This is a genomic window from Stella humosa (assembly GCF_006738645.1).
Lineage (GTDB): Bacteria > Pseudomonadota > Alphaproteobacteria > ATCC43930 > Allostellaceae > Allostella > Allostella humosa.
The window spans coordinates 657,602-683,037 of the sequence record NZ_AP019700.1; the positions used below are offsets into that span (position 1 = coordinate 657,602).

The following is a 25,436-nucleotide window of genomic DNA, read 5'->3' on the forward strand; positions in this document are numbered from 1 at the left end:
AATTTCCGTTTGGACGATTACGCGTGGATCGGAATCGCTTCTGCTGCGTTGAACCTCTCGGCAGAGAATGCGTGGAAGCATCCGACCCCTCCCGGCATACCGGGGCAGTACGTGATCGACCCCAGACGGGAGCCGCCGGTGGCCGACGAGAAGAAGACGGAGCGGATGCGCGCGGAAGAGGGGCCAGGGACCAGCCGTCAGGGCGCTGATCCAAAGGCCGCCCCGGAGCGTAACTTCTTCGACCAGTGGGTCGACCGCCGGCTGAAGACGATGCACGACGCGGTACTAGACGAGAAGATTCCGGACGACATGCTGCGGATGCTTCTCGGGGACGTATCGGGCGAACAGATCATTCAAGAGCGAGGGACGAGCGATGATGCGAACCGACCCCAGCCAGACGGCAACCCCGACGCAGACCCCCGTGCGGGTCGCGACCGCCGCCACTGACGGCACCCAGGGCCCTTCCGTCACCGCCTTCCGCGGCGATTTCCGCAAGGGGCTGCTGCTTTGCCTGCCCCAGCTCCGTGCCTTCGCCCGCGTGCTGACCGGGGCGCGCGACCGCGCCGACGACCTGGTCCAGGATGCGCTGACGCGCGCGCTGGCGGCCGAGCACCGTTTCGAGCAGGGCACCAACATCCGTGCCTGGCTGATGACCATCCTGCGCAACCAGTGGATCAGCGACCTGCGCTCGGCGCGCCGCCACCGCAGCGAGGAACTGACCCCCGATCTCGCCACCCTGCCGGCGGCCCAGTTGCCGACCGTGGCCCTGGCCGAGCTGGGGCGCGCCATGGAGAAGCTGTCGGCGTCCCACCGCGAGGTGCTGATGCTGGTCGCCGCCTCCGGCCTCGACCATGAGGAAGCGGCGCAGATCTGCGGCTGTGCGGTCGGCACGATCAAGAGCCGCCTCAATCGCGCCCGCAACCATCTGCACGAGCTGCTGGAAGGCCCGGCCGAGGCCCGGGCGGACGACGGCGAGACGCCGGTCCGCACCCGCCGTCCGGCCGCCGTGGCCGAGGTGGAGCTGCACGCCGGCTGACGGCTGCCCGTACTGAGCTGCCCGCACCGACAAGCGGCCCGTGAAAGGGGCGCCGGCGATCCGCCGGCGCCCCTTTTCCGTTCTTGTCTCCCGCCGGCTGCGGTCGTATGGACGCGGGCTCGCGCCTTTTCCGGTAACCGAGGACCATCATGCCTGCCATCGCCGACCTGTCGGTCGAGGAACTGGACCAGCAGCTAGAGAGCATCCGCCAGGAGTACGAGGCATTCCGCGCCCGCGGGCTGAAGCTCGACATGACCCGCGGCAAGCCTGCCGCCGACCAGCTCGACCTGGCCGCCGGCATGCTGGCGTTGCCCGGCAACCGCGACCATTTCACTGAGGCCGGCGAGGACGCGCGTAACTATGGCGGCCTCCAGGGCCTGCCCGAGGCCCGCGCCCTGTTCCAGACGCTGATGGGGGCACCGGCCGATCGCATCGTCATCGGCGACAATTCCAGCCTGGCGCTGATGCACGACACGCTGGTCTGGGCGTTGCTGAAGGGCGTGCCGGGCTCCGTGCGGCCGTGGTCGCGCGAGGCTTCGCCGGCCTTCATATGCCCGGTGCCGGGCTATGACCGGCATTTCGCGATCTGCGAGGAATTCGGCATCCGCATGCTGCCGGTGCCGCTGACGGGCGAAGGGCCCGACATGGACCAGGTCGAGGCGCTGGCGCGCGACCCCGCGGTCAAGGGCATGTGGTGCGTGCCGAAATACTCCAACCCCAGCGGCGAGGTCTATTCCGACGCCACGGTCGAGCGGCTGGCGCGGATGCAGACGGCCGCCCCCGACTTCCGCCTGTTCTGGGACAATGCCTATGCCGTCCACCACCTGACCGAGGAGCGGCGGGCGATCCCCAACATCCTCGATCTGTGTGCGGCGGCCGGCCATCCCGATCGCGCCTTCGTCTTCGCCTCGACCTCGAAGATCACCTTGGCCGGGGCGGGCCTGGCGCTGTTCGCGGGCTCCGACGCCAACGTCCGCTGGTATCTGGCGCGCGCCGGCAAGCGCACGATCGGGCCGGACAAGCTGAGCCAGATCCGCCATGTCCGCTTCCTGCGCGACGACGCCGGATTGCAGCGGCACATGGACGGGCATCGCCGGCTCCTGGTGCCCAAGTTCGACGCCGTCGCCGACGCGCTGGAGGCCCGCCTTGGCGGCACGGGTGCGGCGCGCTGGACCAAGCCCGAGGGCGGCTATTTCATCACGGTCGACGGCATGGACGGGACCGCCCGGCGCGTCGTCGAACTGGCCAAGGCGGCCGGCATGGCCCTGACGCCGGCCGGCGCCACATCGCCCCACGGACAGGACCCGCACGACCGCACCCTGCGCTTGGCGCCGACCTTTCCCTCGCTCGACGAAGTGAAGACGGCGTCGGAGGGTATCGCGCTCTGCATCCTGCTGGCGGGCCTGGAGAAGCGGCGGGCCGAGATCGGCTGAGACGACGAAAAGGGCGCCGGCGTTGCCGCCGGCGCCCCTCTGCCTAGGCTCCTGAAGTTCAGCCCTGGTATTCGGGCTGGCTCTGAAGCTGCTCCTTGGTCACGTTGTAGGTGACCGTGCGGTCGGCGCCGAAGCTGAGTTCGTTCCACGGCACGGCCACCTTGCGATCGCCGATGCCGAGGAAGCCGCCGACCGAGAGGACGGCCATCACGACCTGATCCTTCTCGCGCACCACGAGATCCTCGATCGAGCCGACATTCTCGCCGGCGCTGTTCTTCACCTTGGTGCCGATGATCTTGGACACGCGCATGCCCGTGACCGGGTTGCCGTCGTCCTTGCGGGCGACCGGCGCACGGTCAGCCGGAGCCACCATCGGGGCGGGGGTCACGACCGCCGGACGGTCGGTCGTCGGGGCCGGCATCGTCGTCTGGGCGATCGTCGGGGCGGCGGCAATGGCGCCGATGGTGGCGAGAATGGCAATCATCGAACTACGCATGATGTCCTCCTGTTTGGTCGTGGGTTCCAGCCGGTGGGCAAGCCCTGCTGCGCTGTGGAGCGCGCGGCCTCATCCGACCGTCCCTACCCCTCTAGAACCGGGACGCGCGGCCGAAAGTTCCATCGCCTTCGCTGAAGGATTTACCGGAACCTAAGCAGGGGCGGGGCGTTCGCATCGCGGGAAATCGAAGCCGGAAAGGAAATTTCCATGGCCAGCACTGACCGCGAGGTTCGCAAGATGAAGTCCAGCATCCAGTCTCTCCAGGGCGCCCTCGCCACCATCGCGGGCGATATCGAACAGCTTGGCGCCAGCACCGGTGCCGCCGGTGCGGCCGGGCTCGAACAGACCAAGGCCAAGCTCGACGATATCCGTCTGCAGATCGGCGATCTGCTGCACGACCAGATCGAGCGGGCCGAGGAGGTCACCGATTCCGTGAAGCGGTCGGTGTCCGACAATCCGATGACGGCCCTGGCGGCCGCCTTCGCGGCCGGTGTGGCCGCCGCCATTCTCCTGCGGCGCTGATGAACGCGCTCCTCCGCCTCCTGGCGGTCGGGCGCGCCGCCGCTTCGGTGCGGAGCCAGGCAAAGCTCGCCTTGCTCCGCACCGCCATCGGCGCCCTGCTCGCGATTCTGGTGGCGGTGGGGATGAGCTTCCTGGTCGCCGCCGGCTACATGCTGCTGCGGCGCGACTTCACCGGGCCGGAAGCGGCCGGCATCGTCGGCGGCAGCTTCCTGCTGCTGGCGCTCATCGTCGCAATCGCCGGCCAGATTGTGCTGCGCCGCCAGATGCGGCAGCCCGTGGCGCCCGCGATCGACCCCACGGCCGCGACCATGGCCGCCGTCGGGCCGCTGATCTCGACCATCGGCAGCGTGTCGCCGGCCGTGCTGGCCGCCGCCGTGGCCGGCTTCATCTACGGCCTGCGCGGCAAGAAATAGCGGCTGCAAGAGAAAGGGGGCATCGCCATGCGGCGATGCCCCCTTTGCCTTGTTCCGGCGAGGCCGGTCTATGTCCGGGAGGGGTCTACATCCAGTAAGGCGGCACGCGATAATAGTCGTGCACCTGCTTGCCCCAGGCCTGGTCTTCGTAGTTCGGCGTCTCCGCCGCGTCGTACTGCGGCGCGCCCTCGAGCGCACCCTTGTCCAGGTCGACGACATAGCCGCCCTGGCCGCGATGATAGGTCAGCATGCCCCAGGGCAGCGGATGGTACTTCTCGCCGATGCCGAGGAAGCCGCCGAACGACATGACGGCATAGGCCACCTTGCCCGACGGCTTGTCGATCATCACGGTCTTGATCGAGCCCAGATGGTCGCCGCCGCGATTATAGACGGCCGTGCCCTCGACGCGGTCTGCAGCGATCAGGGAGCCGGTGCTGGTGGGGGCAATCGTTTCTTCGCGCATTATTGTCCCTTTCCTTGGATTCGGGTCCCGAGCATTCGCCCGGGTCTGGACAGTAAACGCGAGGTCGTTGGGATCGTTCCTGGTTTTGGCGGATGTCATTCTGACAGGGAACGCATGTCAAATTGGTGCGTTCTGTGTCCCGGTCGAAGATGTCGTTGCGCGATGGGCCCGGCGACCACGATCGCCAGGAGATCGCCCGTGCTGTATTACGCTCTCGTATTCCTCGTCGTTGCCCTGATAGCGGGCGTCCTGGGATTCGGAGGCGTGGCGGCGGTGTCCACCGATATTGCCCAGATCCTCTTCATCATCTTCGTCATCGGCTTCGTCATCACGCTGGTGATGCATACGGTCCGGCGTCGCTGACAGCCGCGGGCGGCGGCCGTGGGGAACGACCGCCGCCCGCCCGCGTTGCCCCAACATGCCGAACATGAACCCCACCCCCCGCGAACAGACGGCCGCGAGCGGCCACGACGTCACCCCGACCCAGGCCCGCCAGGGCGTGGAGCTGCATCGTATGCGCTATGTCCTGGGTGCATCGTTGGTTGCAGCCGCAGCCGCATTGGCCGTCGTCGTCCTGGTCTTCGTCGTGTAGGCGACGCGGCCGGAGCCAAATTTCAGGGCCGGACATGGAAACGGCGCCGCCGGTAACCCGGTGGCGCCGTTTTCTTGCGTGGGTGTCAGTTTCTTGCGTGGGTGTCGGTCAGGACTTGCCGCCGGTCTTCGTCGGTGCACCCTCGCCGCTGTCGCCCACGCCCAGGCAGCTCAGCGCCGCCTGGACCTGGCGCAGCTGGTCGCCGGTCCGGTCCGCACCTTCGGGTGCCATGTTCTCGTCGGCCGCCACCATCAGCGACCGCAGGTCGGCATCCCACTGCTTCAGCAGCTCGATCTTCTGGTCGCGATCGAAATCGCGGTCGACGAGCACGGCCTCGGGCTTCTCGAAAAACTTGCCGACGTCCGCCATCGCCTCCGTGAAGCGGGGGCGGTCAGCGTGCAGGGCTTGGATCATTCTTGTCTCCCGTGTCTCAGGTGAAAAGCCAGATCAGGAAGATGATCGGCAGGGGAATGCCCAGGAGCCAAAGCAGGATCAGTCGCATCAACCCTCCAATCGGGAAACCACGCGCGCATCGCGCGCCTCGGACCTTGGAACGCCAAAGGTCCTGCCCGGTTCCGACGCAAGACCCAGATCGCCAGACCCGGATCGCCAGACCCGGATCGCCAGACCCGGATCGACTGCCGCGAAAACCGGAACCGATGGCAGCGCAGCCCGGTTGTCCTTGCCTACTGGAACAAACATCGCAAAGGAGACCGCAATGAACTGGGACCAGATCGCCGGCAACTGGAAGCAGGCCAAGGGCAAGGTCAAGGAACAGTGGGGCAAGCTGACCGACGACCAGCTCGACGTCATCGATGGCAAGCGTGATCAGCTCGTCGGTCGCATCCAGGAGAGCTACGGCATTGCGCGCGAGCGCGCCGACGCCGACGTGAAAGCGTGGGAGAGCAACGCCCGCTGGTAGGCCCCCCCTGGCAGGCCGGCGCCAAACCGCGCGCCCCATGAGACCCCTGATGCGGGGCCGGTTCCGAAAGGAGCCGGCCCCGTTTCGTTGCCCGGCTCGTTTCCGATCCAGCCCGTTTCCCCGTCCGGGGAGAGCGGCTAGGGTGCGCGCCCGAACGCCAAAGCCCCCCGGAGGAACCATGGCCGAAGCGGCAGATCGCACCCCCCCGCTGGTCCGCACCGATCGCGACGGCGACATCGCCCGCATCACCGTCGCCAACCCGCCCGTGAACGCGCTGTCCCATGCGGTCCGCAGCGGCATCCTGGCCGCCGTCCAGGCGGCCGACGCGGATGCGGGCGTGGCGGCGATCGTCCTGCGCTGCGATGGGCGGACCTTCGTCGCCGGCGCCGACATCACGGAATTCGGCCGGCCGGCACAGGAGCCGATCCTGTCGACCGTGCTGGCCGCCATCGACGCCAGCAGCAAGCCCGTCGTGGCCGCCATCCACGGCACGGCGCTGGGCGGCGGGCTGGAACTGGCACTGGCCTGCCACTGGCGGGTGGCGGTGCAGTCGGCACGTGTCGGCCTGCCGGAAGTGAAGCTGGGCATCATCCCGGGCGGCGGCGGCACCCAGCGCCTGCCGCGGGCGGCGGGCGTGGCAAAGGCGCTCGACATGATCACGTCGGGCGAGATGATCGGCGCCGATGCGGCGCTGGCGGCCGGCATCATCGACCAGGTGGTGGCGGGCGATCTCGACCGGGCGGCGGTCGAGCTGGCGCGCGCCAAGGCGGCCGAAGGCGCCATGCCCCGCCTGCGCGACCGCGACGAGCGGACCGCCGAGGCACGGGGCCAGAGCGGCCTGTTCGACGCGGCACGGGCGGCCATGGCGCGGCGCGCGCGCGGACGCACGGCGCCCGAATATGCAATCCGCGCGGTACAGGCAGCCGTGGAGCTGCCGTTCGACGAGGGCATCGCCTATGAGCGCGCACTCTGCGACGAGTTGAAGGCATCGGCCCAGTCGCGCGCCCAGCGCCACATTTTCTTCGCCGAGCGCGACGCGGCCAAGGTACCGGGGGTGGGTCGCGACACGCCGGTTGCGCGCATCGGCCAGGCGGCCGTCATCGGCGCCGGCACCATGGGCGGCGGCATCGCCATGTGCCTGGCCAGCGCCGGCATTCCGGTCACCCTGATCGAGACCACCCAGCCGGCCCTCGACCGCGGGCTTGCGACCATCCGTAGCAACTACGAGGCGACGGCCCGGCGCGGCGGCATGGCGGCGGCCGATGTCGAGACGCGGATGGGCCTGATCCGCCCGAGCCTGGCCATGGCCGACCTGGCCGGCGCCGACCTGGTGATCGAGGCCGTGTTCGAGGACACGGCCATCAAGAAGGCCGTCTTCGCCGAGATCGACCGCCACGCCAAGGCGGGCGCGGTGCTGGCGACCAACACCTCCACCCTCGACGTGAACGCCATCGCGGCCGCGACCGGCCGGCCGGAGAGCGTGGTGGGCCTGCACTTCTTCAGCCCCGCCAACGTGATGAAGCTGCTGGAGATCGTGCGCGGCGCCAGGACCGATGCGGGCGTGCTGGCGACATCGCTGGCGCTCGCCAAGCGCATCGGCAAGGTGCCCGTCGTGGTCGGCGTCTGCGACGGCTTCGTCGGCAACCGCATGCTGCGCGCCCGCGGCCGCCAGGCCGAGCGGCTGGTGATGGAAGGCGCCCTGCCACAGCAGGTCGATGCGGCACTCTACGACTTCGGCTTCCCGATGGGGCCCTATGCCATGGGCGACCTGGCCGGGCTCGATATCGGCTGGCGCATCCGCCAGGAGAAGGGGCTGAAGTCGGCCGTCGCCGACCGGCTGTGCGCGCTGGGCCGCTTCGGCCAGAAGACCGGCGCCGGCTGGTTCCGCTACGAGGCCGGCAGCCGGACCCCGATCCCCGACCCGGCCGTCGAGGCGATCATCCTGGAGGAGGCCGCGCGGGCCGGCATCGCGCGCCGCGAGATCGCCAACGCCGAGATCCTCGACCGGCTGCTGCTGCCGATGGTGAACGAGGGCGCGCGCATCCTGGAGGAGGGGATGGCGCTGCGCCCGGGCGACATCGATATCGTCTGGGTCTACGGCTATGGCTGGCCGATCCAAGAGGGCGGGCCGATGCACTGGGCCGATGCCCGCGGGTTGGCAGCGGCCCGCGACCGCATGGTCGAACTGGCCCGGCAGCATGGCGAGGACTTCGTGCCCGCACCCCTGATCGAGCGCCTGGCGGCCGAGGGCAAGGGCTTCGCCGACCTGCCGCAACCGGCTTGAGGAAACGGCCGGCCCCCCATGGGAGGGGCCGGCCGCCGTTGCTACTCGGCCGCGGCCAGGTCGGCCGACGACAGGCCCAGCCGCTGGGCCACGCCCGCGCCATAGGCCGGGTCGGCCAGGTGGAAGTGGCGCACCTGGCGGACCTGGATGGCGGTCGGCACGGGGCCCATGGCGGCCGCCAGGTTGTCCATCAGGCGCCCCTGCTGCTCGGGCGTCATCAGGCGGAACAGGTTGCCGGGCTGGGTATAGTCGTCATTGCCCTCGCGATGATTCCAGCGGTCGGCGTCGCCCGTGATGCGCAAGGGCGGCTCGGCCACGCTCGGGTCCTGCACCGGGCCGCCCATGCTGTTGGGCTCGTAGTAGGCATCCGGATTGCCGCTGTCGTTCTGGAAGAACCGCATGGCGCCATCCTTGTGATAGTGGTGGACGGGGCAGCGCGGGCGATTGACGGGCAGCGCCTCGTAATGCGTGCCGAGCCGGTGGCGGTGGGCGTCGGCATAGGAAAAGACGCGCGCCTGCAGCATCTTGTCGGGCGAGAAGCCGATGCCCGGCACCGCGTTCGAGGGCGAGAAGGCCGCCTGCTCGATCTCGGCGAAGTAGTTGTCCGGGTTGCGGTTCAGCTCCATCACGCCCAGCGGGTGCAGCGGATAGTCGCCATGCGGCCAGACCTTGGTCAGGTCGAACGGGTTGTAGGGCGTGCGATCGGCGTCCAGCTCGGGCATCAACTGCACGAAGACGTCCCATTGTGGGAAGTCGCCCTTCTCGATCGAGCCGAACAGGTCCTCCTGGTAGGTCTCGCGGCTCCGGCCGACCACCGTCTCGGCCTCGGCGTTGGTCAGGAACTTGTGGCCCTGGCGGGTCTTGAAGTGGAACTTCACCCAGTGCCGCTCGCCGGCCTCGTTCCAGAAGCTGTAGGTGTGGCTGCCATAGCCGTTCATGTGGCGCGGGCCGGGCGGCAGGCCGCGGTCCGAGAAGAGGATCGTCACCTGGTGCAGGCTCTCGGGCGACAGCGACCAGAAGTCCCACATCGCGGTCGGCGAGCGCATGTTGGTGCGCGGGTGGCGCTTCTGGGTGTGGATGAAGTCCGGGAACTTCAGCGGGTCGCGCACGAAGAAGACCGGCGTGTTGTTGCCGACCAGGTCCCAGTTGCCTTCCTCGGTATAGAGCTTCAGCGCGAAGCCGCGCACGTCGCGCTCGGCGTCGGCCGCACCCTGCTCGCCGGCGACGGTCGAGAAGCGGGCGATCATCTCGGTCTTCTTGCCCACGGCCGCGAAGATCTTGGCGCGGGTATAGCGCGTCAGGTCGTGGGTGACGGTCAGGGTGCCATAGGCGCCCCAGCCCTTGGCATGGACGACGCGCTCGGGAATGCGTTCGCGATTCTGGTGTGCGAGCTTCTCCAGGAGCTGCCAGTCCTGCATCAGGACAGGGCCGCGGGGGCCGGCCGTCAGCGAATTCTGGTTGTCTGCGACGGGCGCGCCCGCGGTGGTGGTCAGGGTCTTGGACATCCCAGTCATCCTCTTCGGTCAAAGCCAACAGCGACAGGATGGTTTTTGCCGCGCCGGGCGTCCAATTATCTTGTCGGATGCTGCGATCAGATTATCTGATCGCGATGATCTCCCTGCGCCAGCTCCGTTATCTCGTGGCCCTCGCCGAGCATCGTCATTTCGGCCGCGCCGCCGAGGCCTGCCGCGTCACCCAACCTGCCCTGTCGACCCAGATCCGCGAGCTGGAGACCTTTCTCGGCGTCGAGCTGGTGGAGCGGCGGCCGGGCGGGGCGGAGGTCACGGCCGAGGGTGCCGAGATCCTGCGCCGGGCGACCGCGATCATCGCCGGCGTGCGCGACCTGGAGGACCATGCCAGGCAGGCCCAGGGCCTGCTCGCCGGGCCGCTCACGATCGGCGTCATCCCCTCGATCGCCCCCTACCTGCTGCCCATCTGCCTGCCGGCGCTGGGACGGCAGTTCCCGCGGCTGGAGCCGCGCCTGCGCGAGACACAGACCGGCCCGCTGCTGGCCGAACTGGCGGCCGGCAAGGTCGATGTCGCCATCCTGGTGCTGCCGGACGAGCGCCCGGACCTGGAATCCGTCGCCCTGTTCGCCGACCGCTTCGTCCTGGCGGCGGGGGTGGAGGAGGCGGCCGGCCTGCCCGAGCGCGTCCAGCCCGGCGCCGTCGCCGCCGACCGGCTGTTGCTGCTGGAGGAGGGGCATTGCCTGCGCGAGCAGGCGCTGGCCTATTGTCGGCGCATCCCGGCCGCCAACCTGGCGACGCTGGGCGCCACCAGCCTGACGACGGTATTGCAGATGGTGGCGGCCGGCCATGGCGTGACGCTGCTGCCCGAACTGGTGCTGCGCGCCGGCTTCGACGACCCGCGCATCGCGCTCAGGCGGTTCGAGGACCCGGAGCCCCAGCGCATCGTGGCCCTGGCCTGGCGGCCGACATCCCCGCGGCGCCGGGACTTCGCGGCCCTGGCCCAGCTTGTCACCGCCGCCTGGGAGGCGACGGCTGGCGTGCTGCCGGCCTGGGGGCGGCCCCCTTCGTGACGGCGGGCCTAGTGACGGTGGGCTTCGCCGAGACCTTGCCGGACGGCGATATGGTGCCGGACAGGCAGCGGCCGAAGTTCGGCCCTGGCTGGCGCACCCAGCGGTGGCAGACCAGGGCGCCCGGCCCGCGCGGGGCATAGGACATCCGCTCGACCGCCGCGCCGCGCGCCCGGCCGCCGAAGAAGCCGGAGAATTCCGGCCGGGTCAGCCGTTCCGGCAGCGGCCCGCCGGTGGCGATGCGGTATTCCGGGCGGTATTCGAAATGGAACGTGTCGAACTGGTTCCAGCGCCCGCCCCAGACGAAGCCCTCGCGCTCGAAGGCCTCCACGACCGGCATCGGCACCCGGCTGCGGCGGATGGGCCGGCCCTTGGCGTCGGTGGGGGCGGTCTGCCAGTAGCCGTCGTCGGTCGGGTTCACGTCGATGGCGATGCCGAGCCCGTGCAGCGACAGCCGGTTCGAGCCGGCGACGTTGCGGCAGTTGAAGGTGCCGACCAGGGAGCGGGGAAACTTCGCGGCCTCGCCCGATAGCTGGTCGAGGGCGTCGGACACGCGTTGCAGCGCCGCCGTGACGCCGTTGGCGCGCGCCGCCCGGATCTCCTGCCCGCCGTCCGGCGCACCGCGGCTCCACTGCACCGGCCCCAGGCGTGCCCGCATGTCGCCCGAGCGGCAGTCGCCATACATCTTCAGGTAGACGGGCTCGTAGTCGACGGCCGAGATGCCCTCGGTCGCGGCCAGAACGGGGTCGGCCGGCGGCTTCAGCCGCGCCTTGAGCGGCCGGCCCTCGCGGTCGAGGCCGAGGCGCGCCAGCGGCATCTTCGTGCCGTCGCGCCACAGCAGCATCCCCTTCTCGACCCGCAGCAGGAAATCGGGATATGCGGCGACCATTGCCTGCACGCCCTGGGGCGGGGCCGCCGGCCGCGGTTCCTCGGCCGTCGCCAGGCCGGGTGTCGGCAGCAACGCCGCCGTCAGGACGGCGCGGGCTAGAAAGTTCGGGAAATCGGGCAACCTGGCGACACTCGCGAATGGCTTCCGGGGCAGCATGGCCGGCCGACATGGCCATAGCAGGGCAGCGCTGGGGCTATCCCACCCGGTGCGGTGAAGTCCGCGCGCCGGCCCGCGGTTCCATCGCTGCGGCGTGGGGCCTAAGCCTGCGCCGCCGGACGCACCAGCAGCCGGTTGATCGCCAGCCCGGCCAGCCCGAATGCGGCGACCACGCCCGCCATCGGCAGCGCGGTGCCGTTGTGCAGCATCCCCACCAGGGCCGACGCGACGGCGGCCAGCGAGAATTGCAGCGTGCCGAGCAAGGCCGAGGCGACGCCGGCATTGCGGCCATAGGGCGCCATCGCCAGGGCGGCCGCGTTGGGCATGATGAAGCCCAGCGTGGCGACATAGACGAAGATCGGCCCGACCAGCCCGGCGAGGCCCCCCCATCCCGTGGCCGCCGACGTGATGAGGACGATGGCCGCCGCCCCCTGCACCAGCATGGCGACCCGCATCGCCTGTTCGTGCCGGCCGGCCGGCAGCAGACGGCCGTTCACCTGGGCGGCGGCCACGAAGCCAATGGCGTTCAGCCCGAAGAGCCAGCCGTAATGCTGGGCGCTGACGCCATGGAGGTCGATGAAGACGAAGGGAGAACCGGCGATGTAGGCGAACATGCCCGCCATGCCGAGCCCGCCGCCCGCGGCATAGCCCATGTAGCGGCGATCGACGATGATGCGGGCATAGTCCGTGACCGCGCGCCCGAACGCCAGCGGGCGCGATGGATCGGCCGGGTGGCTCTCGGGCAGGCGGAAATGCACGGCCGCCAGGGCCAGCACGGCATAGCCGGCCAGCAGCCAGAAGATCGTGGCCCAGCCCGCCCACAGCAGCACGATGCCGCCGATGACGGGCGCCATGATGGGGGCCAGCCCCGTCACCAGCATGAGCGAGGAATAGGCCCGCGCGGCGTCCTTGGGCTCGAACAGGTCGCGCACCATGGCGCGCGCGATCACCATGCCCGAGCAGGCACCGACCGCCTGCACGAAGCGGAGCACGGTCAGCACCTCGGCCGATGTCGCCAGCGCGCAGCCGATCGAGGCCAGGATGTAGAGGCAGAGGCCGAAATAGAGGGGCGGCTTGCGCCCGAAGCGGTCGGCGACCGGACCGTAGGACGCCTGGCCCAGGGCAAAGCCCAGGAAGAAGGCCGCCAGCGTCCGCTGGATCGCGTCGGTCGAGGCACCGAGCGCCACCTCCATCTGCGGGAAAGCCGGCAGGTACATGTCGATGGAGAGGGGGGCGAAGGCGGTGAGCGCGCCCAGGATGATCAGCAGTTCGGTCTTCGGAGGGCGCATCTTCTACCTTGCGTCGCCGGGCCTCCGGCGCTTAACGTGAGGATGCTTATAATAAGTTCGATCAGCCTTCGCTATGGGAGGAACGGCTGAACAACGAATTCGAGCGGCATCTCGGCTTTCTGCTGAACGATGTCGCCCGACTGTTGCGCAAAAGGTTCGATCGGCGGGCGCGTGCCCTCGGTCTCAGCCGCGCCCAATGGTCGGTCCTGGCCCAACTGTCGCGCGTCGAGGGCATCCACCAGGGCGGCTTGGCCGACATCCTGGAAGTGGAGCCGATCACGCTTGCCCGCATGGTCGACCGGCTGGAGGCCGCTGGCTTCGTCGAGCGCCGGCCCGACCCGACCGACCGGCGGGTGAAGCGCCTGCACCTGCTGCCCCCGGCCGCCCCGGTGCTGGAGCAGATGCGCAGCCTGGGCGTGGCCACCCGCGAGGAGGCGCTGGCCGGCATCGCCGCCGACGACCGCGAGCGCCTGGTCGACCTGCTGTTGGCGATGAAGACCAACATGCTGGGCCTGGAAACGCCGTGCGACGGCGACTGGGCCGAGGTCGAGGCTCCCGACACGCCCGACGGCGGGCAGGGCGGGGGCCAGCATGCCTGAGGGGTCGAACGTCGAGGTCTCGCGCGCCGAGCTCGCGACGGCCGGGCGGTCCCGGCGGCGCTGGCGGCGCCTGCTGCTGCTGGTCCTGGTGCCGCTTCTGGTGGTCGCCGTCGCCTTCTATTTCTATCTGTCGGGGGGGCGCTACGTCGTCACCGACAATGCCTATGTGCGCGCCGACAAGGTCACGATCTCGACCGACGTGTCGGGCATGGTGCAGGCGGTCCTGGTGGCAGAGAACCAGCGCGTCGCCGCCGGCGACATGCTGTTCCGCATCGACCCCGAGCCCTTCGCGCTGGCGGAGGCCGCAGCCCAGGCGCAACTCGGCACGGTCCTGGCCGAGCTCTCGACCCTGAAGGCCAACTATCGCCAGCGCGTCGAGGAGATCCGCCTGGCCGAGGCCGACGTCGCCTACCAGGATCGCGAACTGCGCCGCCAGGCGGAGCTGGGCCAGCGCGGCGTCGCCGCCGGCACCGTGCTGGACCAGGCGCGCATCGCCTATGCCCGCGCCCGCCAGCGGGCGGCCGCCGCCCGCGAGGAGGCGGGTGCCGTCCTGGCCTCGCTCGGCGGCACCCTCGACGCCGACCCCGCCCAGCATCCCCGCGCGCGCCATGCCCAGGCCGAACTGGACCGCGCGCGCCGCGAGCGCCGCCGGACCGAGGTGCGGGCGCCCGCCGCCGGCATCCTGGTCAATGTCGGCCAGTTGCAGCCGGGCGAGTATCTGGAGGCCGGCAAGCCCGCCTTCACCCTGGTCCTGGTCGACCGGCTGTGGATCGACGCCAACCCCAAGGAAACCGACCTGACCCATGTGGTGATCGGCAACCCGGCCGACGTCACCGTCGACACCTATCCCGGCCGCACCTGGAAGGGGCGGGTCGAGAGCGTGAGCCCGGCCAGCGGTGCGGAGTTCGCGATCCTGCCGCCGCAGAATGCCAGCGGCAACTGGATCAAGGTGGTGCAGCGCATCCCCATGCGGGTCGCGGTCGAGCAGCCGGCGGACGGGCCGATGCTGCGCACCGGCATGAGCGTGGTGGTGACGGTCGACACCGGGCGCGAGCGCACGCTGGCATCGGTCTGGGCCGACCTGCGGCGGCTGGTCGGGCTCGATCCCGGCCAGCATGCGGGTGCGGCGCACCGGCCCCAGGGATGAGCATCGCCGAGCCGTCGCGGGCATCGGCCGGCGGCGGCCGGGTCGCCGTCACCGGCTGCGTCATGCTGGCGACGATCATGCAGGCGCTGGACACCACCATCGCCAACGTCGCCGTGCCCTACATGCAGGCGAGCCTCAACGCCTCGCTCGACCAGGTGAACTGGGTCCTCACCTCCTACATCGTCGCGGCCGCGATCATGACCCCGCCGACCGGGTGGCTCGCACGGCGCTTCGGCCGCAAGGAGCTGTTCATCGTCGCGGTCGCCGGCTTCACGGTCGCCTCCATCCTGTGCGGTGCGGCCCAGTCGCTGGAGCAGATGGTGGCCTTCCGCCTGCTCCAGGGCATGTTCGGGGCGCCGCTGGTGCCGCTGTCCCAGGCGGTCCTGCTCGACATCTACCCGCGCGAGCGCCATGGCGAGGCGATGGCGATCTGGGGCATCGGCGTCATGGTCGGGCCGATCCTGGGGCCGACCCTGGGCGGCTGGCTGACCGAGCACTATCACTGGCGCTGGGTCTTCTACATCAACCTGCCGATCGGGATCCTGACGCTGGCGGGTCTCGTCGCCTTCCTCGACCGGCCCGGCCGCGACCGCCGCCTGCGCATGGACTGGATGGGGTTCGGCCTGCTGTCGCTGGCGGTCGGCACCTTCCAGCTCATGCTCGACCGCGGCGAGCATCTCGACTGGTTCACCTCGACCGAGATCGTCATCGAGGCGATCGTCGCGGGCCTGGCCATCTATCTTTTCCTGGTCCATGTCCTGACCGCCGAGCGGCCGTTCATCGACCTTGCCATCTTCCGCGACCGCAACTTCGCGGCCGGCGTGACGCTGATCTGCATCACCGCCTTCATCCTTTTCGGCTCGCTGGCGCTGCTGACGCCCTTCATGCAGTCGCTGCTGGGCTATCCGGTGATGAGCGCCGGGATGATCCTGGCGCCGCGCGGCATGGGCACGATGCTGGCCATGTTCCTGGTCGGCCGGCTGATCGGGCGGGTCGACATCCGCCTGCTGATGGGGCTGGGCTACACGCTGCTGGCGCTGACGCTGCACGACATGGCGGGCTTCACGCTCGAGGTCGGGTTCGAGCGGTTCCTGCTGTCGGGCTTCATCCAGGGCATGGGCTTCGGCTTCTGCTTCGTGCCGATCAGCACGCTCTCCTTCACCACGCTGGCGCCGGAGCACCGGCCCCAGGGCACTTCGCTCTTCAGCCTGATGCGCAATGTCGGCGGCAGCGTCGGCATCTCGGTCGTCATCTTCCTGCTGTCGCGCGGTGGCCAGGCGGCGCGCTCGGAACTGGTGCAGCACCTGCACCCCCTGGCCGGCGCGATCCGGGCCCGGCCCCTGCCCGAGGCGTGGAGCCTCGACACCGTCGAGGGCCTGGCCGCCCTGCAGGCCGAGGTGGCGCGGCAGGCGACGGCCATCGCCTATTTCTCCGACTTCCAGCTCCTGGCGATGATCGCGGCCTGCGCCATCCCGGTGGTCTGCCTCGCCCGTCCGCCGCGGCGGCGCTGAAGGCGGCTCAACCCGCGACGGGTGCCGCCCGGCTGACGATCATGTGGATCTCGGCGATGGCCAGGCCGAACTTGCCGATCTTCACCTGCACGGTGGCGACGTTGGCCGTCTGCGGCTGCAACTCCTCCTCGCAGGCCAGCCGCCACACCGTCTCGCCGACCGGCACGTCGGTCTGGTAGCTCCAGCGCAGGCCGCCATCGACCCAGGTGGCCTCGGCCGTGCCGACGATGTCGGCGGCGGTGCCGGAATAGCCGTTCGTCGTCGGGCGGATGCGCCACAGCCGGCGCTCGGGCGGCGAGCCCTCGGCGGTCCAGGTCTGGTCCAGCGTCAGCACCTGGCCGTCCCAGTCGCCGCGCAGGACGGCCGTCATCCGCCGCTCGCCGCCGCCGCGATGATCGACCAGATGGCCCCAGCCATGCAGCAGGCCGGCATAGAAGGCCTCCAGGCGGAACGGCGTCGCTTCCCCGGGACCGTTCATGCCTGGCCCTTCCTTCCCTATGGCGAGCGCCGCGCCGGCTGCATGAAAAGGAGCGCCACGAAGGACAGCGCCGTCAGGCCGCCCGACAGCGTCGGCGCCCAGACCGGGCCGGCGCGGTCCAGCACGATGCCGGACAGCAGCGGCGCCCCGCCTTGCAGGATGCGCGCGGGGGCCGCGATCAGCCCCGTCCGCAAGCCATAGCCGGCCGGCCCGAACAAGGCCAGCGGCAGCGTGCCGCGCGATCGTCAGCAGGCCGTTGCCGGCTCCGTGCAGGATCGCGAACGCCATCGCCGCCGGCGGGGCGGCTGGCACCAATAGGCGAAATATTTCCAGGTGTTTTTTCCTGGGTCAGGGCGCGAGCGCGATAACCGCCGCTTTTGGTTCTATGTTTCCATAAAGTTCGAAATGGTGGATCGCGGTGAAGCTGTCCTGGTTCCAGGAAATTCCGCCATCGCGATAGGGCGTGATAGGCTCCGCTTCTGACTGAGCGGGAGGGACGATGGCGCGCGCCGCGGCCAAGGCGAAGAAGGGGCGCATCCTCTTCATCGACGACGAGCCGGACGTCGTCGAACCGTTGCTGGCGATGGTGCGCGCCCTCGGGTTCCAGGCCAGCATGCTGACCGATGGGCGGCAGTTCGAGCAGGAATTGAAACGCTTCAAGCCGACGCACGTCGTGGTCGATCTGGTCATGCCACAAAGCGACGGAATCGACGTGCTTCTGGCGCTGTCACGACTGACGGAGCGGCCGCGGATCATCGTCATGACCGGCTATCACTGGGGCGTCATGGAGTCGGCCCGGATCCTCGCGGAAACCCACGCCCTCAACGACATCGCCTGGCTACAGAAGCCGGTCGATCTCGACCGGTTTGAATCCATGCTGGCGTGAATTCCGGTGCGACTTATTCAAACGATAACCAAAAGCTAAATGGAACTTTTGCGCGCTCCGCATAATGTATCATTATGGTGTAGCGCGGGGCGAGCATGGCCATTCTACCTGGTGCCGTCGTCGGAGAGTTGCTGGAGCGTCTGAACGCCGAACGTCGGCGGGTGGTGCTGGACGGCTTCGAGGCCAATGCCGGGGAATGGTCGCAGCAATGGTCCGGCCGAGCGTCGACCAGCCGTGCGTCGACCTCGGGCCGGGGCCGCAGCCGACCCGGCGCCGCCCAGGCCGACGCCGACGTGCTGGAGCGCATTGCCGACGACCTGGCGACGGAGATTCCGGGGCAGCCGACCGCGGCCGAGATCGTCATCCAGCTAACCATGGCGATCCGCCGCGACCCGGCCCAGGCCGCCGTCATCGTCGACGCCATGCTGACCGATCATCCGCGGATGGCCGTCGTCATCGTGGCGACCGCGCTGCGCATGTGCCCCGGCCTGCGCAAGGAGATCCTGGCCCAGGCCCGGCGGCACAAGCCTTTCTCCAAGCATCCCTTCATCCTCGGCCTGCTGCTGGCCTTCGTGGCCCATGCCCTGGCCCAGAACGCGGCCGAGGCGGCAGAGACGTTCGAGGGCGCCGAGACGCCGTCCGAGGTGCTGGCGGCGCTCGGCCGTCACTATTCGACCCCGCGGCCGAACGGCGACGGCGGCCATGGCGGCCGCGGCGAGCGCGCCATGGGCTTTGGCCCCTTCGTGGCGCCGGCCTTCGTCGCCACGGTGCTGGCGGCGGGCGACGCGTGGTCGCGCCCGCGCCGCAACGACGAGGACCAGGGCGAGCAAGCGGCCGGCGAAGGCCGACGCACCGTGCGTGCCCAAGAAGACGAGGAAGGGTCCCGCCATCAGTCGGGTGCCGACAGCCTCGCCGGCGCGGACGAGGACGGCCTGCCGTCCCGCCGCCTGTCGCTGCCGGACGAGACCGCCGCGGCGCGTGCCGAAGCGGCCACCCCGATCTTCCAGATTACGCCCGATGAAATGCCGGCTGCTGCTGCAGCACCGCTATCGGCGCGCGCCATGCTGGCCGCGCCGCCGCCAGCGGCAGGCCAGGCCGATGGGGCAGCGATGTCGGCCACCACGACGGCGCCCGCTCAGGCGACGGCAGGCGAGGCCGCGGCAGGCGAGACGCCGGGGGGCGAGGCTGCTCCGGCCACGGAGATGGATGCGATCGCCGCCAGCCTGTTCGACCACGTCCTGGCCCGCCTCGCCGAGACCGGCGACGATCCGCTGGCGGCGGCCACGGTTCTCTCGGAACTGGCCGAGGAACTGTCGAGCCTGCCCGCCGACCGGTTGGCCGGCGATGCGGCCGATGCGCCGTCGATCGAGGGGGATGCGCCGACGCTGATAGGGGTCGCCTCGGTGGAGGTTGGTCCGGCCGCCGCCGCGGGGGTCCTGGTGTCAGACGGGAGCCTCGCTGCCGAAGCGGAGGTCGCCGTCGCCGCTCCCGCGATCGTGCACGCGCCGGTCGCCATGTCGGCGGTGGCCGAGACCGGGAATGCCGTATCGGCCGTGGTCGAGGCGGCCGTCGTCCTGCTGGCGAACGATACGCTGGCTGGCGGCTCGGTGGCGGTCGACCTGACGGTGGACGATATTGTCGAACTGGATGCCGATGGCGCAATCGCCGTCGGTGACGGTGGGGTGCAGGCGGATCTGTCGACAGGGGTCACGCTGACGGACTCGGTCTCGGCCGAGGTGGCGGTCGGGCTGGACCTGCTGGCCGATGACACGCTCGTCGGCGCCGCCTTGACGGCGGACCTGGAGGTCGACGGCATCGGCAGCATCGCGGCGGACGTCGAGGTCCAGGCACTGGCCGGCGATAGCCTGCTGGCGGCCGACCTGTCGACCAGCCTTCAGGTGACGGACTCGGTTTCGGCCGAGGTGACGGTCGGATTGGATTTCCTGGCCGGCGATGTACTGGCCGACGTCGACCTGTCCACCGATCTTTCCATCGACGGCTTGGGCGCGGTCGGGCTTGACGGCGCGGTCCAGCTTCTGGGTGAGGACGCGGCCGTGGCGGGCGATCTCGGGCTGGACCTGACCGTCGGCGATTCGATCGCGGTCGGCGCGGATGCCGAGCTGTCGCTGCTGGGTGAAGATGCGCTGGCCAGCGCTGCCGTCGCCGCGACCGTCGGCATCGACGGAATTGCCGAATTGCAGGTCGAAGCCGAAATCGAACTCCTGGGCGATGCCGGTGCCGCTGCCATGCTGGGCGCGGACGCCAGCCTGACGGGCGTTGCGACCGTCGAGGCCGATGCGGGGCTGGTGCTGCTGGGCGAGGATGCCGTGGCCGCGGCCGAGGCCGCGGTGGCCGTCACCGTTGCCGACCTCGTGGAGGTCGTTGTTGGTGGCGACGTTGCCATCCTGGGCGACGGCGGCGCGGTCGCGCTGGAGGCAGTGGCCGAGATTGCAGTGACGGACTCGGTCTCCGTTGAAACCGAGGCAGCGCTGGTGCTGTTCGCCGACGACACGGTGGCCGAGGTCGAGGTCGCGGCCGACCTGGTGATCGCGCCGGTGGCGGAGGTTGCCGCCGCGGGCGATGCCACGCTGCTGGGTGATGAGGGCGCGGTTGCCGTCGAGACGATAGTGACCGTCGAACTGCCGGACACGGTGGCGGCCGAGGTCGAAACGGGGCTGGCCTTGCTTGCCGACGATACGCTGGCCGATCTCGACCTGTCGTCGACGGTGACGGTGGCCGATTCCGTGACCGCCGCCCTCGACGTCGGGCTCTCCGCTCCGGCCGGCGGCGAACCCGTCGCGGTGGAGGTCGCGGCGGCAATCACCGTGCCGGAGACGGTCGCCACCGAGGTGGCCCTGGTCCTGCCTGGGCCGGATACGATTGCCGAGGCGGCGGTCGTGGTCGAGACGCCGGTGGCCGAAGTCGCGGCCGAGGTCGTGCTGACGCCGGATACGCCGCCAACCATCGAACTGGCGATCGACCTCGACCCGCTGTTGTCGATCGACATCTCGGTCAATGGCGGCGGCGATGGCGAGGAAGACAGCGCGGCGGTGGTCATCGAGGTGCCGGTCGTGACCGAGGTCGTGCAGGCGGCGGATTCCCTGCTGGCCGCCATCATCCCCGACGAGCCCGACCCGCCGCCGGCGCCGCCGCCCTTGCCGATCGTGGCGCCGGTGCAGTCGGTGCTGTTCGGGTTGGGTGGCCTATTCGGCTGACCCCGGGGGCGATCGGCTTCCGGTGCGGCCCAGCAACTGCGCCACGACCGACAGGAAGCGCTCGTCGTCGAAGGGCTTGGCGATCACCGGCCGGCCGGCCAGCAGGAAGAACTGCTCCAGTTCCGGGTTGGCGATGTCGCCGGTCATGAAGAGGATGCGGGCCGCGCTCTCCGGGTCGTCGCGTTCCAGCCGCTGGAACAGGGTGGCACCATCCATCCCGGCCATGTGGATGTCGCTGATCAGCAGGTCGTAGCGCCGCCGGTCGATCCGCCGCAGCGCGTCGACCCCGTCGCCCGCCAGGTCGGCGGCATGGCCTTCCCGGCGCAGCAGCGACTGGATGTAGCGCGCGAGCGCCTGGTCGTCGTCGATCACCAGGATCGCCGCGCCGCCGGCCGGCCGCGGCATGGCCGCCGCGGCTGCCGCCGCCTGGTCGCCGGCCGAAACCGGCAGGCGAACGAGGAATTCCGCCCCGCCCTCGGGCCGGTTACTGACGGTGATGCTGCCGCCCAGTTCCTTCACCTGGGTGACGCAGAGCGATAGGCCGAGGCCGGTTCCCATGCCCTCGGGCTTGGTCGTGAAGAAGGGCTGGAAGATCCGCTTCATGATCGCGGGCGGAATGCCGGGCCCGTTGTCGGCCACGCGCAGCTCCAGCATGCGGGCATCGGCGTCGAAGCCGAGCGCGACCGACAGCCGGCGCGGCTGGGGCACCTCGGCCAGGGCATCGCAGGCGTTGGTCACCAGGTTGACGACGATCTGGCCCAGGCCCGTGGTGTCGCCCGCGACGAGCGGCAGGTCGGCCGGCAGGTCGGTCGCCAGTTCCACCCCGGCCCGTTCCAGCCGGCCGCGCACCAGCTCGACGGCGCGGCCTGTCACATCCGCCATGGCGACCGGCGTGCGCCGGATCGGGCGCCGCCTGGCCAGGTCGAGCAGGTTGGTGACGATGCGGGCCGACTGCCGGGCGGCCTCGACCACCCGGTCGAGCCGCCCGCCATGGGACTGGTTGCGGATCAGCCGGCGCAGCAGCTGGGTCTGCGCCAGGATCGTCGAGAGCTGGTTGTTCAGCTCATGGACGATCGAGGCCAATAGCTGGCCGAGCGCCGCCGCCCGCTCGGCCGCCGCGTCGATGGCGGCCTCGTCGCGGCGCGCCGACAGCAACAGGACATGGCCGCGCCCCCGGCGCACGGCACGGGCCGTCACCACCAGGGCCGGCCCGTCCGGCCCGGTCGCTCCCGGCGCCAGCCGCACGTCGACCGTGCTGCCGTCGGGCGGTGCTGCCGCCAGCCGCGTCACCGCCTCGTCGGGCCAGTGGGCGGGCTCGGCCGACTGGCCGCCGAACAGGGCGGTCCAGGCCGGGTTGCAGCGCAGGCGGCGCAGCCCCCCGTCGGTCACCGCTTGCGCCAAGGGCGAGCGCTCGAACGCAAGTTCCCCCAGGCCGGGTGGACGGCGCCGGGGCTGGTCCGTGTCGGGCGCTGCAGGCTCTGGCATCCGGGCTCCGCCCGCATCGTTGCGGGGATCATTCTCGCCCGCCGTGATGCCCGTCGTCGACGGCATTCGGCACACCGCGCGCGCGAGACCGATCGGCCGATTGGGACGCAATGGTTGTCAGCGTCGGAATGCCAATGTTATCCAAGGACCCAGGCGCCGGAGAGCGTCCGGACAATACTCGAAATTTGGGAGAACCCGATGACCCTTCATACCAAGTCGATTCTGGCTGCGCTCGCAGTCTCCGCCGCGTGCGCCGCACCCGCCGCTGCCGCGGACATCAAGCTGATGACCGGTCCCCAGGGCGGGGTCTGGGTGCCGCTGGGCGGCCAGCTCAAGGACATGTGGGAAAAGGCCATTCCCGGCCTGTCGGTGCAGTCGCTGCCGGGCGCCGGCATCGCCAACATGCGCGGCATCGAGGAATCGAAGACCGAGATCGGCTTCGGCAATTCCATCTCCACCGTCGATGCGCTGGCCGGCAACGCGCCCTTCAACAAGCCCCACAACACCATCTGCAACATCGCCACGCTCTACCCGCAATACTACCAGCTCGTCACGCCGACCGCTGCCGGCATCAAGTCGGTCAAGGACCTGAAGGGCAAGAGCATCACCACCCAGCCGCGCGGCAACACGGGCGAGCTGATCACCGCCCAGTTGCTGAAGGTGCATGGGCTGGCCTACAGCGACGTGAAGGTCAGCTTCGTGTCCTACACGGACTCGGTGACGCAGATGCAGGACGGCCACGCGGTCGCCTTCGGCCTCGGCACCGCCATCCCCGCCGGGTCGATCATGGACCTGGCCTCGGCCCGCGACATCACCCTGATGGACCTGTCCGACAGCCTGGAGGGCATGAAGAAGCTCAATCCCGGCTACACGCTGGTGACCGTGCCCAAGGGTACCTATGCCAAGCAGGACCGGGACGTCCAGGTCATCGGCTATGCCACGCACGTCGCGGCCGCCTGCAAGCTGCCGGCCGATCAGGTCTACACCATGACCAAGACGATGGCGGCCAACGTGCCGTCGATGGCGGCCGTCTACAAGGGCATCACCGGGCTGACCCCCAAGGCGATGGCCGAGGATATCGGCGTTCCCTTCCACCCCGGCGCGGCAAAATTCTATGCCGAATCCGGCATTACGGTGAAGACGCGCTGAGCGTCGGGCACCGGGTATAGAAGCAGCAGGCATAGACAAGCAGCAGTCGGGGTCGCGCGCGATGACCATGGATCTCAGTCACGGCGGCATCCTCCGCCTCGTCGGCATCGTCATCGGCGTTCTGATGTCGCTCTACCACATGTGGGCGATCGCCTTCGGCACGCCGGAGGCCGTGTATTTCCGCGGGACCCACCTGCTGTTCGCCCTGACGCTCGTCTTCCTGTTCTACGACCGGTCGGCCAAGCGGGCCGGCCGGCCGCCGGATGCCATCGACTACGGCATGCTGGTCCTGTCGGCGGCACCGATCCTCTACCTGTTCTTCAACTACGACTACATCGTCAACCGCATCTACTATATCGACGACCTGTCGACCGCCGACATGGTGCTGGGTGCGATCATGGTGGTGGCCGTCATCGAGGGCACCCGGCGGGCGCTGGGCTGGGCCCTGCCGATAACGGCCATCGTCTTCCTGGTCTATGGGCTGTTCATCGCCAAGCTCGAGCCGATGCGGCTGATGGACCAGCTCTTCATGACGACCGAGGGCATCTTCGGGATTCCGCTCTCGGTGTCGGCCGCTTATGTGCTGATCTTCGTGCTCTTCGGCAGCTTCATGGAGCGCACCGGCACGGGCCAGCTCTTCATGGACTTCGCCATGTCGCTGACCGGCCATACGGCGGGCGGGCCGGGCAAGGTTTCCGTCGTCAGCTCCAGCCTGTTCGGCACCATCTCGGGCAGTGCGGTCGCCAACGTCATGGTCGACGGGCCGATCGCCATTCCCCTGATGAAGCGCACGGGTTTTCCCCCGCACTTCGCTGCGGGGGTGGAGGCGACGGCGTCGACGGGCGGCCAGATCATGCCGCCGATCATGGGGGCGGCTGCCTTCGTGATGGCGGAGTTCCTGGCGGTCGGCTACGGCCAGGTCATCATCTGGGCGCTGATTCCATCCATCCTCTATTACGTCGCCTGCTTCGGGGCGGTGCATTTCGAGGCCAAGCGGCGCGGCCTGGTCGGCCTGCCGCGGTCGGAACTGCCGGTCTTCTCGCGCGTCATGGCCGAGCGCGGCCACCTGTTCCTGCCGGTCGTTGCCATCCTGGCCGTCATGTATTCCGGCTACAGCGCGCCGATGGCGGCCCTGGTGGGGACCCTGCTGTGCTTCCCCGTGGCGGCGCTGCGGCCGTCGACGCGCGGCAACGTCACCTGGAAGAACGTCATGGAGGCGATGGCGGACGGGGCGCGCAACGCCGTCACCGTGGCGCTCGCCTGTGCCTGTGCCGGCATCATCATCGGCGTCGTCATGCTGTCGGGCCTGGGCATCGTCTTCACCCAGCTCGTGGTCGGGCTGGCGCAGGACTGGCTGCTGGTGGCGCTGTTCCTGACCATGGCGGCCGGCATCGTGCTCGGCATGGGCATGCCGACGACGCCGGCCTACATCGTGATGACGGCCCTGCTCGTGCCGGCCATCATCAAGCTGGGCGTCATCCCTCCGGCCGCCCACATGTTCGCGCTCTATTTCGCCGTGCTGTCGGCCATCACCCCGCCGGTGGCGCTGGCCGTCTTCGCGGCCGCCGGCATCGCCAAGTCGGACATCTGGAAAAGCGGCCTGGCGGCAGTGAAGATCGGTGCCGCCGGCTTCATCGTGCCCTTCATGTTCGTGTACGAGCCGGCGCTGCTGATGATCGGCGATAGCTGGCTCTGGATCGTCTGGCGCTTCGTCTGTGCCGTAGCCGGCATCCTGCTCTTCGCCGGCGGCCTGCACGGCTATTTCCTGACCTGGGCCTCGCTCTGGCAGCGCGTGCTGCTGGCCGCGGGGGGCTTCGCGCTGGTCTTCCCCAGCGTCTGGTCGGACGTCACCGGCGCGGTGCTGGCCGGGGTCGTGCTGGCAGCCCAGTGGCTGGCCCGCCAGCGGACCCCGGCCACCGCCGGAGCCCGCTGACC

General features: G+C 69.9%; 26 protein-coding genes. 17 read left to right on the forward strand and 9 right to left on the reverse strand.

Features of this window, described 5'->3' with window-relative positions; all coding sequences use genetic code 11:
• Window positions 1–9: 9 nt before the first annotated feature.
• From STVA_RS03105 to STVA_RS03115, 3 genes are all read left to right on the forward strand, one after another.
• Window positions 10–447, forward strand: a complete 438-nt coding sequence (locus STVA_RS03105) for a hypothetical protein (protein ID WP_142235627.1) — start codon at window positions 10–12, stop codon at window positions 445–447.
• Complete coding sequence (locus tag STVA_RS03110; protein ID WP_170221590.1) at window positions 422–1,036, forward strand: sigma-70 family RNA polymerase sigma factor; 615 nt, start codon at window positions 422–424, stop codon at window positions 1,034–1,036. The genes STVA_RS03105 and STVA_RS03110 overlap by 26 nt, the downstream gene beginning before the upstream one ends.
• A gap of 149 nt (window positions 1,037–1,185) precedes the next feature.
• Entirely contained in the window at window positions 1,186–2,469 is a 1,284-nt protein-coding gene (locus tag STVA_RS03115; RefSeq protein ID WP_123694302.1) for an aspartate aminotransferase type Ic, read from the forward strand.
• Between the two features lie 58 nt (window positions 2,470–2,527).
• Here the strand turns inward: STVA_RS03115 and STVA_RS03120 are convergent, their stop codons facing one another.
• Window positions 2,528–2,965 carry a PRC-barrel domain-containing protein gene (locus tag STVA_RS03120; protein WP_123694300.1) on the reverse strand — a complete coding sequence of 146 codons (438 nt, stop codon included), beginning with the start codon at window positions 2,963–2,965 and terminating at the stop codon, window positions 2,528–2,530.
• Between the two features lie 207 nt (window positions 2,966–3,172).
• Here STVA_RS03120 and STVA_RS03125 point away from each other — a divergent pair, with 207 nt between their 5' ends.
• On the forward strand, window positions 3,173–3,487 hold the full coding sequence (locus STVA_RS03125) for a hypothetical protein (RefSeq protein ID WP_123694298.1): 315 nt from the start codon (window positions 3,173–3,175) through the stop codon (window positions 3,485–3,487).
• A complete protein-coding gene (locus STVA_RS03130; RefSeq protein WP_123694296.1) occupies window positions 3,487–3,900 on the forward strand; it encodes a hypothetical protein in 414 nt (137 codons plus the stop codon). The genes STVA_RS03125 and STVA_RS03130 overlap by 1 nt, the downstream gene beginning before the upstream one ends.
• A gap of 85 nt (window positions 3,901–3,985) precedes the next feature.
• On the opposite strand, the gene STVA_RS03135 is transcribed toward STVA_RS03130, so the two are convergent.
• Window positions 3,986–4,363 carry a PRC-barrel domain-containing protein gene (locus STVA_RS03135; protein WP_123694295.1) on the reverse strand — a complete coding sequence of 126 codons (378 nt, stop codon included), beginning with the start codon at window positions 4,361–4,363 and terminating at the stop codon, window positions 3,986–3,988.
• A 198-nt stretch (window positions 4,364–4,561) separates the two neighbouring features.
• Here STVA_RS03135 and STVA_RS03140 point away from each other — a divergent pair, with 198 nt between their 5' ends.
• Complete coding sequence (locus STVA_RS03140) at window positions 4,562–4,726, forward strand: DUF1328 domain-containing protein (RefSeq protein ID WP_123694674.1); 165 nt, start codon at window positions 4,562–4,564, stop codon at window positions 4,724–4,726.
• Window positions 4,727–4,790: 64 nt separating this feature from the next.
• Window positions 4,791–4,955: a hypothetical protein gene (locus STVA_RS27510; protein ID WP_170216669.1), complete on the forward strand. Its 165-nt coding sequence runs from the start codon at window positions 4,791–4,793 to the stop codon at window positions 4,953–4,955.
• 108 nt (window positions 4,956–5,063) lie between these two features.
• On the opposite strand, the gene STVA_RS03145 is transcribed toward STVA_RS27510, so the two are convergent.
• Window positions 5,064–5,369 carry a hypothetical protein gene (locus STVA_RS03145; protein WP_123694293.1) on the reverse strand — a complete coding sequence of 102 codons (306 nt, stop codon included), beginning with the start codon at window positions 5,367–5,369 and terminating at the stop codon, window positions 5,064–5,066.
• 304 nt (window positions 5,370–5,673) lie between these two features.
• Here STVA_RS03145 and STVA_RS03150 point away from each other — a divergent pair, with 304 nt between their 5' ends.
• Together STVA_RS03150 and STVA_RS03155 are read left to right on the forward strand one after the other, a co-directional pair.
• Window positions 5,674–5,877: a CsbD family protein gene (locus STVA_RS03150; RefSeq protein WP_123694291.1), complete on the forward strand. Its 204-nt coding sequence runs from the start codon at window positions 5,674–5,676 to the stop codon at window positions 5,875–5,877.
• A gap of 178 nt (window positions 5,878–6,055) precedes the next feature.
• Window positions 6,056–8,161, forward strand: coding sequence for a 3-hydroxyacyl-CoA dehydrogenase NAD-binding domain-containing protein (locus STVA_RS03155; protein WP_123694288.1), 2,106 nt, complete (start codon window positions 6,056–6,058; stop codon window positions 8,159–8,161).
• Between the two features lie 41 nt (window positions 8,162–8,202).
• Here the strand turns inward: STVA_RS03155 and STVA_RS03160 are convergent, their stop codons facing one another.
• On the reverse strand, window positions 8,203–9,666 hold the full coding sequence (locus tag STVA_RS03160) for a catalase (RefSeq protein ID WP_123694287.1): 1,464 nt from the start codon (window positions 9,664–9,666) through the stop codon (window positions 8,203–8,205).
• A 77-nt stretch (window positions 9,667–9,743) separates the two neighbouring features.
• Here STVA_RS03160 and STVA_RS03165 point away from each other — a divergent pair, with 77 nt between their 5' ends.
• Window positions 9,744–10,700, forward strand: a complete 957-nt coding sequence (locus STVA_RS03165; protein ID WP_197735776.1) for a LysR substrate-binding domain-containing protein — start codon at window positions 9,744–9,746, stop codon at window positions 10,698–10,700.
• Here STVA_RS03165 and STVA_RS03170 read toward each other — a convergent pair.
• Both STVA_RS03170 and STVA_RS03175 read right to left on the reverse strand, forming a co-directional pair.
• Window positions 10,639–11,706 carry a M15 family metallopeptidase gene (locus tag STVA_RS03170; protein WP_123694285.1) on the reverse strand — a complete coding sequence of 356 codons (1,068 nt, stop codon included), beginning with the start codon at window positions 11,704–11,706 and terminating at the stop codon, window positions 10,639–10,641. The two genes, STVA_RS03165 and STVA_RS03170, sit on opposite strands and share 62 nt — an antisense overlap.
• A gap of 137 nt (window positions 11,707–11,843) precedes the next feature.
• Window positions 11,844–13,031: a Bcr/CflA family multidrug efflux MFS transporter gene (locus STVA_RS03175; RefSeq protein ID WP_123694283.1), complete on the reverse strand. Its 1,188-nt coding sequence runs from the start codon at window positions 13,029–13,031 to the stop codon at window positions 11,844–11,846.
• A gap of 143 nt (window positions 13,032–13,174) precedes the next feature.
• Between STVA_RS03175 and STVA_RS03180 the strand changes: the two genes are divergently transcribed.
• The 3 genes from STVA_RS03180 to STVA_RS03190 are packed head-to-tail and all read left to right on the forward strand — an operon-like array spanning window position 13,175 to window position 16,288.
• Window positions 13,175–13,630, forward strand: a complete 456-nt coding sequence (locus STVA_RS03180) for a MarR family winged helix-turn-helix transcriptional regulator (protein WP_245978519.1) — start codon at window positions 13,175–13,177, stop codon at window positions 13,628–13,630.
• A complete protein-coding gene (locus STVA_RS03185; protein ID WP_123694279.1) occupies window positions 13,623–14,777 on the forward strand; it encodes an HlyD family secretion protein in 1,155 nt (384 codons plus the stop codon). The genes STVA_RS03180 and STVA_RS03185 overlap by 8 nt, the downstream gene beginning before the upstream one ends.
• On the forward strand, window positions 14,774–16,288 hold the full coding sequence (locus STVA_RS03190) for a DHA2 family efflux MFS transporter permease subunit (protein WP_123694276.1): 1,515 nt from the start codon (window positions 14,774–14,776) through the stop codon (window positions 16,286–16,288). The genes STVA_RS03185 and STVA_RS03190 overlap by 4 nt, the downstream gene beginning before the upstream one ends.
• Window positions 16,289–16,295: 7 nt before the next feature.
• Here the strand turns inward: STVA_RS03190 and STVA_RS03195 are convergent, their stop codons facing one another.
• The gene (locus STVA_RS03195) at window positions 16,296–16,766 is read right to left on the reverse strand and encodes a DUF3833 family protein (protein ID WP_123694274.1); all 471 of its coding nucleotides are present in this window, start codon (window positions 16,764–16,766) and stop codon (window positions 16,296–16,298) included.
• Between the two features lie 17 nt (window positions 16,767–16,783).
• A complete protein-coding gene (locus STVA_RS03200) occupies window positions 16,784–16,984 on the reverse strand; it encodes a hypothetical protein (RefSeq protein ID WP_179955436.1) in 201 nt (66 codons plus the stop codon).
• A gap of 281 nt (window positions 16,985–17,265) precedes the next feature.
• On the opposite strand from STVA_RS03200, the gene STVA_RS03205 reads away from it, so the two are divergent.
• Both STVA_RS03205 and STVA_RS03210 read left to right on the forward strand, forming a co-directional pair.
• The gene (locus tag STVA_RS03205) at window positions 17,266–17,652 is read left to right on the forward strand and encodes a response regulator (RefSeq protein ID WP_123694272.1); all 387 of its coding nucleotides are present in this window, start codon (window positions 17,266–17,268) and stop codon (window positions 17,650–17,652) included.
• A gap of 95 nt (window positions 17,653–17,747) precedes the next feature.
• A complete protein-coding gene (locus STVA_RS03210) occupies window positions 17,748–20,867 on the forward strand; it encodes a hypothetical protein (RefSeq protein ID WP_142235628.1) in 3,120 nt (1,039 codons plus the stop codon).
• On the opposite strand, the gene STVA_RS03215 is transcribed toward STVA_RS03210, so the two are convergent.
• Entirely contained in the window at window positions 20,856–22,352 is a 1,497-nt protein-coding gene (locus tag STVA_RS03215) for a hybrid sensor histidine kinase/response regulator (RefSeq protein ID WP_170216668.1), read from the reverse strand. The genes STVA_RS03210 and STVA_RS03215 overlap by 12 nt on opposite strands.
• A 198-nt stretch (window positions 22,353–22,550) precedes the next feature.
• Here STVA_RS03215 and STVA_RS03220 point away from each other — a divergent pair, with 198 nt between their 5' ends.
• A complete protein-coding gene (locus tag STVA_RS03220; protein ID WP_123694265.1) occupies window positions 22,551–23,501 on the forward strand; it encodes a TAXI family TRAP transporter solute-binding subunit in 951 nt (316 codons plus the stop codon).
• A 61-nt stretch (window positions 23,502–23,562) separates the two neighbouring features.
• The gene (locus STVA_RS03225) at window positions 23,563–25,434 is read left to right on the forward strand and encodes a TRAP transporter permease (protein WP_123694263.1); all 1,872 of its coding nucleotides are present in this window, start codon (window positions 23,563–23,565) and stop codon (window positions 25,432–25,434) included.
• Window positions 25,435–25,436: the final 2 nt, after the last annotated feature.

What these genes read in the sequence shown, in the direction of transcription:
- STVA_RS03160 (WP_123694287.1), bottom strand. Translation starts at nt 9,666, where the DNA reads ATGTCCAAGACCCTGACCACCACCGCGGGCGCGCCCGTCGCAGACAAC.
- STVA_RS03210 (WP_142235628.1), top strand. Translation starts at nt 17,748, where the DNA reads ATGGCCATTCTACCTGGTGCCGTCGTCGGAGAGTTGCTGGAGCGTCTG.
- STVA_RS03145 (WP_123694293.1), bottom strand. Translation starts at nt 5,369, where the DNA reads ATGATCCAAGCCCTGCACGCTGACCGCCCCCGCTTCACGGAGGCGATG.
- STVA_RS03190 (WP_123694276.1), top strand. Translation starts at nt 14,774, where the DNA reads ATGAGCATCGCCGAGCCGTCGCGGGCATCGGCCGGCGGCGGCCGGGTC.
- STVA_RS03220 (WP_123694265.1), top strand. Translation starts at nt 22,551, where the DNA reads ATGACCCTTCATACCAAGTCGATTCTGGCTGCGCTCGCAGTCTCCGCC.
- STVA_RS03185 (WP_123694279.1), top strand. Translation starts at nt 13,623, where the DNA reads ATGCCTGAGGGGTCGAACGTCGAGGTCTCGCGCGCCGAGCTCGCGACG.
- STVA_RS03135 (WP_123694295.1), bottom strand. Translation starts at nt 4,363, where the DNA reads ATGCGCGAAGAAACGATTGCCCCCACCAGCACCGGCTCCCTGATCGCT.
- STVA_RS27510 (WP_170216669.1), top strand. Translation starts at nt 4,791, where the DNA reads ATGAACCCCACCCCCCGCGAACAGACGGCCGCGAGCGGCCACGACGTC.
- STVA_RS03115 (WP_123694302.1), top strand. Translation starts at nt 1,186, where the DNA reads ATGCCTGCCATCGCCGACCTGTCGGTCGAGGAACTGGACCAGCAGCTA.
- STVA_RS03165 (WP_197735776.1), top strand. Translation starts at nt 9,744, where the DNA reads ATGCTGCGATCAGATTATCTGATCGCGATGATCTCCCTGCGCCAGCTC.
- STVA_RS03150 (WP_123694291.1), top strand. Translation starts at nt 5,674, where the DNA reads ATGAACTGGGACCAGATCGCCGGCAACTGGAAGCAGGCCAAGGGCAAG.
- STVA_RS03155 (WP_123694288.1), top strand. Translation starts at nt 6,056, where the DNA reads ATGGCCGAAGCGGCAGATCGCACCCCCCCGCTGGTCCGCACCGATCGC.
- STVA_RS03205 (WP_123694272.1), top strand. Translation starts at nt 17,266, where the DNA reads ATGGCGCGCGCCGCGGCCAAGGCGAAGAAGGGGCGCATCCTCTTCATC.
- STVA_RS03125 (WP_123694298.1), top strand. Translation starts at nt 3,173, where the DNA reads ATGGCCAGCACTGACCGCGAGGTTCGCAAGATGAAGTCCAGCATCCAG.
- STVA_RS03120 (WP_123694300.1), bottom strand. Translation starts at nt 2,965, where the DNA reads ATGCGTAGTTCGATGATTGCCATTCTCGCCACCATCGGCGCCATTGCC.
- STVA_RS03195 (WP_123694274.1), bottom strand. Translation starts at nt 16,766, where the DNA reads ATGAACGGTCCCGGGGAAGCGACGCCGTTCCGCCTGGAGGCCTTCTAT.
- STVA_RS03130 (WP_123694296.1), top strand. Translation starts at nt 3,487, where the DNA reads ATGAACGCGCTCCTCCGCCTCCTGGCGGTCGGGCGCGCCGCCGCTTCG.
- STVA_RS03225 (WP_123694263.1), top strand. Translation starts at nt 23,563, where the DNA reads ATGACCATGGATCTCAGTCACGGCGGCATCCTCCGCCTCGTCGGCATC.
- STVA_RS03175 (WP_123694283.1), bottom strand. Translation starts at nt 13,031, where the DNA reads ATGCGCCCTCCGAAGACCGAACTGCTGATCATCCTGGGCGCGCTCACC.
- STVA_RS03215 (WP_170216668.1), bottom strand. Translation starts at nt 22,352, where the DNA reads ATGCCAGAGCCTGCAGCGCCCGACACGGACCAGCCCCGGCGCCGTCCA.